Annotated in this window: 6 protein-coding genes; all 6 read right to left on the bottom strand. The window is 49.1% G+C overall.

Annotated features, from left to right (window positions below; translation table 11 throughout):
- Nucleotides 1-106: 106 nt before the first annotated feature.
- The gene (locus tag QMX86_RS17800; protein ID WP_071172407.1) at nt 107-1,144 is read right to left on the bottom strand and encodes a dienelactone hydrolase; all 1,038 of its coding nucleotides are present in this window, start codon (nt 1,142-1,144) and stop codon (nt 107-109) included.
- Nucleotides 1,145-1,311: 167 nt separating this feature from the next.
- On the bottom strand, nt 1,312-1,923 hold the full coding sequence (locus QMX86_RS17795) for an FMN-dependent NADH-azoreductase (protein ID WP_016774691.1): 612 nt from the start codon (nt 1,921-1,923) through the stop codon (nt 1,312-1,314).
- Between the two features lie 786 nt (nt 1,924-2,709).
- Nucleotides 2,710-4,095: a tyrosine-type recombinase/integrase gene (locus QMX86_RS17790; protein ID WP_282383548.1), complete on the bottom strand. Its 1,386-nt coding sequence runs from the start codon at nt 4,093-4,095 to the stop codon at nt 2,710-2,712.
- Complete coding sequence (locus QMX86_RS17785) at nt 4,096-4,596, bottom strand: hypothetical protein (protein WP_044287139.1); 501 nt, start codon at nt 4,594-4,596, stop codon at nt 4,096-4,098. It lies immediately after the preceding gene.
- Nucleotides 4,596-6,875 carry a hypothetical protein gene (locus tag QMX86_RS17780; protein ID WP_282383541.1) on the bottom strand — a complete coding sequence of 760 codons (2,280 nt, stop codon included), beginning with the start codon at nt 6,873-6,875 and terminating at the stop codon, nt 4,596-4,598. Before QMX86_RS17780 ends, QMX86_RS17785 begins: the two co-directional genes overlap by 1 nt.
- On the bottom strand, nt 6,872-9,142 hold the full coding sequence (locus QMX86_RS17775; protein WP_282383538.1) for a hypothetical protein: 2,271 nt from the start codon (nt 9,140-9,142) through the stop codon (nt 6,872-6,874). Before QMX86_RS17775 ends, QMX86_RS17780 begins: the two co-directional genes overlap by 4 nt.
- Nucleotides 9,143-10,453 lie beyond the last annotated feature (1,311 nt).

The following is a 10,453-nucleotide window of genomic DNA, read 5'->3' as shown; positions in this document are numbered from 1 at the left end:
GACGAGTGCAACGAGGCTGCGATCTTTTGATTTTGCTTTGAAGATCAAGAGATCGCAGCCTCGTTGCACTCGTCAGCTCCTACAGGAATTGGTGGCGGTGATGAAGTTATTGATCCGCCGTCTGCATCCCCGCCCGTGTCGATCTGCCCAGCGCATGGGCAAAAAACCGTCCGGCCTCGGATATCAGGTTGCGATGAATATCCTCGCGATCCACCCCGTCGGCATCGGTGCACAACGCCGGCATGGCGCGGATCTGCTCTTCGGTGCACGGCGCCATGAACACGAAGTGCCCTGCCCCGGCGAGCAGTTTGAAGTCCGGCGCAGTGGGCAGTTTGCGCGCCAAAGCCGCAGCGTTTTTATCGAAGGCCACCAGTTTGTCGCCGTCGCCGCTGTAGAGCAGCACCGGTACGTGCACATCGGCGAGGGTGTGGCGGCCGAACTTCAGGCTCAGCGGCGCCATCAGCAATAACGCGTGAACCCGTGGATCGGCCACCGGCTGCAAGTCATCGCGATCGACAATCAGCTCGCCCTGGGTGTTGCAGGCGTCGTGATCGTCCGGGCGTTCCTGGCAATAGCGGCGCAGACGATCCAGATCCGGTTGCGCCCCGGAAAGAATCAGCGCGGTCTCGCCACCGGCCGAATAACCGATCACACCGACCTGATCAGCATTGACGAACGGCGCCAGCATGTTGTCGGCGAGGGTCGCGGTAATCGCTTGGGAAATCTGGATTGGCCTCCCGTAGAGATTACTCAACGTGCCAAGTCGGCTGTGGTCGCGCCAGTTGTCGCCGGGATGAATCACCGCCACCACGACAAACCCTTTGCGCGCCAGTGAAGTGGCCAAGTCATGCAGGGCCAGCGGCGTACCGGTGTTGCCGTGGGACAGCATCAACATCGGAAAGCGGCCGATCGCGACTTTGGTGTCTTCTCCAGCCTCGACCGAATAGCCCTCAAGCAAGCTCATGTGCTCACGGTCACTGGACGGGTAAAAAGCGATGGCGCGCATCGGTTGCAGATCGAGCGGGTCGAGAAAGGTCATCTCGTGATAACCGACGCTCCAGACAGGGTGCCGCCCCGGTGCGGCCTGCACTGAATTCAGGCTGGCCAGCAGGCAAATCAGCAACAGTGCACAAAGATGCCTCATGAATGCCCTACCCTGTTGGACCACATCGTCGGATGTGCTGAAACTGCATAACCCGGGCCAGATTATGTAACAGCCAGAAACAAAAAACTCCGTATTCGGCCCTTGCGGAACCAGAATACAGAGTTTTTGGGGGATTACCTGAACATCAGCTGTTCTTTACGCAAGCCTTACGCCGCGGCGAACAGTTGCTCGCTGATCTTCGCTTGCGCAGCGCTCATGGCGTTGTTGCGCACTTCTTCGCCATAGGCCAGACCTTCAGCGCGGACGATTTCGATATCGGTGATGCCGAGGAAGCCCAGTACCAGCTTCAGATATTCTTCGTGAGCGATGCCGCTGGCCTGACCGGCGTGGATGCCACCGGAAGTCGACACGATCACCACTTTCTTGCCACCGCACAGGCCTTCAGGGCCGGCTTCGGTGTAGCGGAACGTCTGGCCGGCGACGGCAACGCGGTCGATCCACGCTTTCAGTTGGGTTGGAACGGTGAAGTTGTACATCGGCGCGGCAATGACTACGGCGTCGGCCGCGATGAATTCGGCCAGGGTCGAAGCGCTCAGCTCGGCTTCGTGCTGTTGCGCAGCGTCGCGCAGTTCGGCGGTGGTGCCGGCGGCAACCAGCGTGGTCGACGAGAAGTGGCTGATCGCATCGGCGGCCAGGTCGCGGTAGGTGACTACGGCGCTCGGCTCGGCAGCTTGCCAGGCGTCGACGACTTGACGGCTCAACTGACGGGAAGCCGAGTTGTCGCCGAGAATGCTCGAATCGATGTGCAACAGTTTCATGTGGGTTCTCCTGAAAGAATCGCCGGCGGCGACGGAATGGAGACAATCCTACGCAACAAACCAATAGCTGATTAGTCGCCGACAATGCGATAGTTCGTCCCACTGATAGAACGACTGGAAACGCGCATGCAGGACCTCAACGTTTTCCTAGACGAACCACTTAACCCCCCGATTTCGATCAAAACCCTACCCTCTTCAACATCGAACTCCAGTGCTTTGAGCGGGTACTGACATCGATCTCGAAGCCTACTCAGGGGAGTAGATAATGCAATAACCGCGATAATCGACCTAACTCACTGCTCCTGAACCTCTCTCAAAGTCGCCCTACCCCAATCCCCTCCCTGCCGCTTAACCCTTCGCCTGCATCCTGCCTTTCTCATTTTCCACGCCGTGCTTACCTTTGGGGATCGCGACCATACGCCCATCCCTCCCCTGAAGGCCGTGACCACCCTTGGGAATTGCAGCCATCCTTCCATCTCGACCTTGAAGGCCATGACCGCCCGGCCTGATCCCAACCATGCGTCCGTCGCGACCTTGCAATCCATGGCATCCATCTGGGATCGTGACTTCTACTCCATCTCTTCCCTTGAACTTCATTGTTCCTTCCTTCGTCTGGCTCGATAATGCCATGACGGCTGAGCGCGGTACAAAGGGGCCAGGAGCGCGCCCTGAGTACAGACTTAGCTCCCGGTGGGCCCTGACAGCCATTGGTGCAGCATTCGCCTCCAAGGCGTAAGTCTCATCTTCTCCGGAGATCTTTTACAGGCGAGCAGTCCACCAGCTTGGTCAACGCGAACCCCGGGTGCGAAGGAAGTCCTTCACGGCCTTGTTCGTCCGCTCTGCTTGTTCTTGCGCAGAGATCAGCCCCGCTTGCCAGTCCTCGTAATACTCTTCGAGCAATGCATCCAGGGCTTTCACAGACGCCTCAACGAACACCCCTTCTACCACCTTCTCCATGCGGGCCAATTCGTTGAACGCAAGATGAATGTAGCGATCCAGGCTTTCCGTGAGCTTGTGCCCTGACCATTGCTGAAGCACCCGTTTGATCACTTCAGAATTGGCAAGGGCCCGGCGCATCACATCAGTATTCTGAAGATCGTACTGAAGAATGAGTTCTTTAAATTTGTCCGTGATGAAACGATGACGAAACATATGAGGGTGAGAACGCACTTCAAGACCAGCAAGCTTTTTAAGGTCGCCAATTTCATTCGTCAGTGTATTTATGCAGAGCGGCTGACAACTTTTTACACAAATAAAAAGAAAGCCATGATCATCGAATTTCTGCTTATGCCTAGCACACCATTTGTCAATCATAGGTTTCCGAAAGTCTGTTATGTAGTCGACCCAGGACTTAAGAACTACGTGCGGCACAGGCACAAATCGATACTCATTATGACCTTTAGCGGACGGCACACGTAATAATGGATGACTTAGATTTGAACGGTATGCCTCCATAATATCCGGCACAGTGATGCGAGCGGCCTCTATACGCCTGCACCCAGTATTTATCAGCACCGAAATAATTACCTTGGATCTCGCGCCCTTCTGTAATGGCTGTTTTCTGGCAGCGATCCTCAGAGCTTTTATTGAACTGTCGGTAACAGGCTCTCTGCGCCCGTCTTCTGAGGAGACAGGAAAAGAGTGATGATACCAAGAGATTCGACGGTAGGTCGACATGTGCTTACTTCGCATGGCGGCATCCACTTTAACTCCACGAATGACTCCGCCAAGCGCCACGAAATCCGGAAAGTCAAAAAAATCACCGCAGTAAGACAAGAAATCTAAGCAGCGCGAGCCAATAGATCGCACGATACTGGATTGACGAGCTAATTCACCGTCCTCATCTACCCCTGCGCTTAATCCCTTTATAAACATCGTAAAATAAGTATCAGTCAGCCGCAGGAAACTAAGTCGGTTCTTCTCTACAAACCTAATCAAATGGCTGAGTTGCATGCAATCTTGCCTGAGCGAACCACCTTTATTGGTCAGGGACTTTTTCTCATTGACCCACATATGTAGAATGTACGAATTCACCTCAAAGCAATATTGTCCATTAGTCCAATAAAAACATGGAATGCCCTCAGCGCCCTCCCCTATATCGGCATCATAGGTCAATCCGGCCTTCAGCTTGGCTCCGGGAGCAAGTGGGCGATGCAACTGTGAGCCAGCCATTTATTTCCTCCTTTTCTGCAGCATCTGATTGATTCTGCTTATTTCAAGTTCGTAATAGGCTTTCCTATCAATCAAGTCCAGATCAACCAAGTGATTGCAGAGACTTTTCATTTCGCTGACCACAAGACTTAATTGCTGCAAATCTCGATCTTGAGATGCGATAATTTTTTCAAGGTTAGCCTTCTTCTCCTGCAAATCCCTGCGAGAGTTAGTGACACGTGCCCTAGGACGTCGACTGAGGGCTTTTTCGGCCTTAACCCTTAAGGCTTCAACCCCTGTAAAGCCCTCCCCTAGAGTGCAAGCCAGTGCCTTGAAAGTGTTAAGGCTACATCCGACAATACCTCGTTCCTCGTTGCAATATGCAGCCAGTTTCACTTGAGTTTTGACAGCTTCCCGCAGGAGGTCATCTTGTGAAAATTCGGAAGGTGTATTTGCTGCTTGGGTCAGCAGTTCAATCAGCTGGACAACTGAGGCTTTGGTGGCCCTACGCTTGCCATCCATCAATGATTTACCCTCACCATCAGATGGATATCGGCTTGCACACCATCGCTGGTCATCAGGCGCGCACGTGTAGGAACAAGGTCAATCAATTTCGAAGCTACAAGATGCTTAAGGTTTGAGTAAACTTCGGAATCAGATAACTTGGCCAGCTCCTCGGCACTGGGTGCATCCTCACATGCAGCAGCTTTCTCCAAAATCATGCGTAATTCAGGGATGGTCTTAATGCTCATATCGTGAAGCACATGCATCTTACACAATGCATACTTGACAGTATTAAGGTGTTCAATACTCGAATCCTTAGCTAACACGGCTTTCGCAAGGGCTTCCGTCTTCACACTTTGAAGCATAGCACCTGGCGTAATCTCCACTATATATGTATAAAGGTGCTGAATATCACTGTGCCCCAAAAATGCACGGAGAGCATCGAGATCTTTGAACCCAGCAGCCGCAAAGAAAGCCATGGCAAAGAAGCGCCTCAATTGGTGCTGCCTGACGTAGAAACGTGCTACTTGCCCGCTTTCCAAGATGACCGTGGGTGTTTGGGTGAAATCACAAATAGTACTCAAACACGCATTGTAGGTTGTGGGGCACATCTGCCTAAAGCTTAAATTATCAGGCCGAACAAAAATAAGTAGCGGAGTATTTTTTGGAATCAAATCCAGCCGAACACAATCCTGATGTACTGCCTTAAGTGTCCACAACAACTTCGCTACCAACCTGGGAATGGGTACAGTCAGAAACTCCTTTGCATGACGATCACCTGTTTTTCCGGCCATGAAGCCAATTTCGTACTGTATGCATTTGTTTTCGGGAAGGTTGGGGTTTCTATTTGGCTTTAAACAATTGCCCTCCATCATCCCCAGCAACTCCCCTTGCCTTCTTGCAGTTAGCGCACCGAGTATGATTAAATAAGCCCCCATCAGTGTTACAAATGAGTCATGCAGACTTTTATCAGACCTGAAATAATCATAGTACTCCTCATCTCGTTCTGAGAACGGCGTAAGCCAACACTCGTACTTATCAGCATTCGAGATCATTCCGCGCCGAATTCTGTCATTACAAGCTGATCGGTGATTCGCCTTGATATATCTGCCATGCACCTTATTATCAATGGCGCGAGCAATAACATTCCAGAATATTGCCCTCGCATTGTTTCTAATATACACGTGCGAGTCGCGAATCAACTTGTACACAACCTCTCCTGGCAAGGAGCGAAAATTCCCCTCAACCTTTTTTGGAATCCTTTTATATACTGAGCGATAAGTTACTTTGGCTAGCACCTTCAGATTAAAATTCAACCCGGATACCAACTGTTGCGCCAAGCCCATTAGTCGCACAGCGTTAAAATGCCTACTCAGCATTTTTTTGGAAACCGGAACTGTGCTCTCGTTACGAACAGGGACAGGCGGAAACTCGGTCTTCCAAGTGAAACCTTCATTTAATTCAGGAAAGGTCTTCGGCACCAGGCTTTTACCAGCTAGCGTATTTCTGTACAGGATTTGTGTAAAGATGGCTGAATTGTACTGCCTTACTCCAAGTGCATTTTTGTACAAGGCATTATCATAAATATAAGCACGCGCACGCAATAACTCGCCATCATCTAAATTTAGTTCGCGCTCCCACTCCGGGGGAATATCATCCAGGAAGGGAAAACTTTCAGCGATCAACTCAATATCACTATGCATGATACCGGCAGACACTTTCCTTAGAAGCACTGCAAGCCTGGTTGGATAACTGTAAAGGTAGGTAGATGCGGGATATTTCGTGTGATTAATCAGGTAGTCCGTAAAGTCTACCTTCCTCATCAAGTTAAGCCCCAGCTTCGATAGCTGAAATCGCTCACCATTCATCAGTATGTGATCGACAAATTTAAGGCCGCATTTAAATATCTCGGCCTCTGTTTCACCTTGCCGCCTTTGGTTATTGTTGTACCTGGGATGCAACTGCACAACCAAGAAGGCCTTGAACCCCCTCAGCAGCTGAGCATTGGCAGCCTCCGTAAGCAAACTACCATCTTCTAAGCTTACGTTAAAATCCACAGACATTCTTACATAATTGCCTTCGCTTCCGAAGCGGCATTCCCACACATTGGATTCGAATGACGTACCTTCAACCAGCCAACTGGGGAAGTCCATTTCCAGATCGCCAAATCCTCCTTGATCTCTTAACTGCTTAAGATACAGCCTTCGTTCGTAATAGCGCATTGAGCCAAGATCGGCTTGAGCTTCTTCAAGAACACCGTCATTTTTATAATCCTTGGCTTCTTCAGAATCCTTCATGCTTTCTCCAAATACTCCAAACCAATCCATTGGTAAATATTTGCTACGAGAGGAATTGATAGTTCTATGCTGGACAAGATGGTGGCAACCTGATCAGAAATAATTTCCAGTTCACCTCTTTTGTAAAGCTCCACAGCATGCCGTGTGAACGCCGCATGTAGCTGCCATGATTCAAGCTCCTGCGGCACCTCACGCCCTGCGTTCTGCAGTTGAACTATTACGTGATCAATGCAGATCATAAAAGTCGATATACCGTAATCTACCGGCAGGACGCCTTCAGCCTGTGTTTGGGAGGGATTGCGCTGGTCTGCAGGAAGCCAGTTCTCCAAGGTAAGTTGAGGGGGCAATGGTTTTAACTTGTGAAGGCGAATAAACTCGTTCATCTCATCGAGTGAATTCACGTCCATTACTTCCATCAAGTATTGAGTCCCTTGGAATGCTTCAAGAATCATTCCATTCTGAAACAGCCGGATCCATCTCCCGAGATAGAACTTACGTATCGCTTTTGGCAAATACTTATCAATGAGCTTGGCGTTATAGTCTTCATGCCCCAAAGCCTCTGACATGGCTTGCACGCTGTTTGTTTGAAAATAAACGATTACGGCTGCGGTGACCCTCACTCTTTTCAAGGAAATTCGTTTAAGCATCACCGTCCCTTGATCACCAAATTGATCCAAAATACGCATAGCCAGCAATGATTGCCCATTTCCTTGAACAGCCATTCCTCTGATATTTGGAATCCTTTTAGGCCGTGTTATACCTGTTGCCGTGCTCAGAAAAGTGTAGTGTTGAGCTGGATCATTCTCGCGCTCTAAATACTCCCGTGCTTCAGCTGTCAGCTCATATATTTCAGGAAACAACTCTCGCGCCTTCGGTGTTGACCTAACTATCTGACGCGCTAGTTTCGCCCCTCTCCTGGGTTTAGAACTCACAGCGCTGTTGAGCTCATCATCAAACCCAAATCTCTGTCCGAATTTATCTGTGACACGATGCTTATTTAACCACGAGCCTGTAATGCTAGGGCATTCAAGAATTAGAAGATAAATAAAGGGTAGCAACGTCGTGCTATCCAGCAGTCCCAGCGTATTTCTCACATAGGTTTTACGTGCACCAAAGTAATTTTCGAATTCCCGATCATCGTCAGTAAAATATGGTCGCTGCGCCCATTTCCTGCAAAGAATAATGTACGACTGCTCTTCCTTACTGTAAGTATCAGAAAAACCAGGCGAGTCTACGTCAACCTTGCTCGCTTCGATCCGGCGCCTGTGGTTGGCAAGCGTGGCTGCTCTAGCTGCTTCACAAGCAGCTCTCAGCTTCGCAGCATCATTATTTATTTGATGATATAACTTCTGCGCAGCGTCCTCATTCTGAATATGCAAAGGAATAGCAGTAATAGAACTGACAATGCCTTTGTCTTCTCCTTGAGATTGAAACGGATTATTCCCTACCAGCTCCGCATACTCATGAAACTTGAAGTCAAATAACTTTTCTGGCAAGAAGCCATGCGCAATGAAAACTTCTTCAACAACTAGCATCATCGCACGCCAATCACTCATGAAAACCTTGGACTTAAATCCTTTACGTACCCAGCGATCATATTCGATGTCAAAAGCTGTGGAAAAAAAATCGTGCATTTCTAAAGGATTGTCAAGGAGGCGCAATTCTTCGACATTCCAGAAATGCTCAGTTACAGCCCTCATCAACATCGAGATACTTCTATTTTTTGAGATCCCAGTAGTCTTCGGAAATTTTTGTATGTAGTCCCTACATCTCCGATATATCTTCTCACACAAGCCTTCACCATATTGATGGTGCACTGCCACCAAGTTTATAAATATCGGCTTATCATCATGATATTTTACCCACCAGCCCTTATAGTATTTAAGCTTGATGTAATTTTTTGGCACCCTGGAATATGCAAGCCGACATTCCTTCTCCTTTTTTGCGCCACAAATATCACGAAATCTATCAACATTGATGCCTAGCAGGTGCGCAACATGCCTGACCTTAGTCAATAGCAACCAAGCATGGTGATAAGCAACATCGGTCTCCACCAATAGAAAGCCCCAAAATTTAGACATTATTAGCTCGTCATCTAAATCTTCTCGCTTCAAATTAGTAACGACCATAAACATATCAAACAATCTTAACCCTTGATCCAAGGTAGTCCTGACTTTATGGTCAGAAAAAAAATTGCGAGCCTGCGTCAACTCACTTGCTGAAAAATTAACACTTGGAAAATATGAATACGCGGTTGTGATTATCATGGCCACTAACATTAATTCTTTATATCATACCTAGCATCTATTATTCGACATGGCAACTATTTTTTACCTTGCATATATTATCCAGCGTCATATTGGCCGGAACTTTAAAGTTGAGAAATATTGTTTATCTGTTCACATCCATGCATCTGCTGATGCATGTTTTTATAGCGTTGATTGAGCACCCGCTACAGTAGGCTCAACCTCAGGTGATGGTTTTTGCCCAATTTGGGCAAAACCCAACGAAAGGGCTCGCTGCTGGATTCAGCGCAAAGCCAATAACAGGCTAAACTATTGATATATATAAATATTATAGTGTAACGATTCTCTAGATAGGCTCTGTTAGCACACCCGGTCGAGCTGCAGCGCGCTGGCTGGCCCCTGCGCCAGGGGGATGGGCAAGAGCAACACTCAACTTAACTAAAATCAAATATTGACAATTTTGCGCACCAGCACTTAGATAACTAATCACTTCTAACCGAATTTTCCCCAACGGCAGATCGCAAGCTTTTTTGGAATCAAGATGACTAAAAAATCTTCCAACCTTGGCAAATCCCAGGCTCGCCCTCTTGTAGTACGGGCCTTGACTCCTGACGAGTTAAATCAAATCGCCATTGCAGCGCGCTACTCTGGCCAGGAAATGGAGATGGCACTGCACGAACTGCTTTCATTAGGATTTCGAGCGCTCGATGTTTCTGGAGCAAAACACGGAGTAGGTAAAACCGTATTTCTGGCTGCACCCAAATCTTCTCGTCGAGACAGTCACTCCCATACACAATCTGTAGTTTTGCGGAGCGTGGAATTTTCGAACGCTGTTCCGGGCGGATTGCTTTTCACACGTCGCACTGGGCCTGGGCCTTTGGAGATGGTGAGAATTGCTCGAATATTTCATCGGTGGGTACTTCGCGCTGGCCTCGGCGAGCAAGGTGTTACGTTGCATGCGTACAGGCGGTCAGTGATGACTCAGAAACTGATGGAGGCCGCATCCTCACTACCTGGATAAATGCGGAGATCTACAGCCTCAAAGTAGGACAAACCGTATCAAGCAGATGCGTCTACTACTCTTAAAGAGCTCGTCGTGGGCGTCGGTTGCTGAGCCGCCACATGATTGGGCTCAGTGATTGCCATCGTCGATTGGTTGACGACGATCAGTCGACCATTGCTGTTCCGACTGAACGACACCGAGCTGCTTTTGGGCACGGTTCAGTAACAGTCGCTCAAGCATCCAGCGCTCTGCCGTGCCGAAGTTAACTCATCATGGTCTCGAACTCCTCGTCAGTGAGGATTGAGGGAGTGTTGTGTGGCTTCAAAGTG

The sequence above is a fragment of the Pseudomonas sp. PS01270 genome, assembly GCF_029959775.1.
Lineage (GTDB): Bacteria > Pseudomonadota > Gammaproteobacteria > Pseudomonadales > Pseudomonadaceae > Aquipseudomonas > Aquipseudomonas atacamensis.
This window is presented reverse-complemented; position numbering and strand designations above follow the sequence as displayed.

Coding starts and splice junctions, on each gene's coding strand:
- QMX86_RS17790 (WP_282383548.1), bottom strand. CDS start 4,095: ATGGCTGGCTCACAGTTGCATCGCCCACTTGCTCCCGGAGCCAAGCTG.
- QMX86_RS17785 (WP_044287139.1), bottom strand. CDS start 4,596: ATGGATGGCAAGCGTAGGGCCACCAAAGCCTCAGTTGTCCAGCTGATT.
- QMX86_RS17780 (WP_282383541.1), bottom strand. CDS start 6,875: ATGAAGGATTCTGAAGAAGCCAAGGATTATAAAAATGACGGTGTTCTT.
- QMX86_RS17795 (WP_016774691.1), bottom strand. CDS start 1,923: ATGAAACTGTTGCACATCGATTCGAGCATTCTCGGCGACAACTCGGCT.
- QMX86_RS17775 (WP_282383538.1), bottom strand. CDS start 9,142: ATGATAATCACAACCGCGTATTCATATTTTCCAAGTGTTAATTTTTCA.
- QMX86_RS17800 (WP_071172407.1), bottom strand. CDS start 1,144: ATGAGGCATCTTTGTGCACTGTTGCTGATTTGCCTGCTGGCCAGCCTG.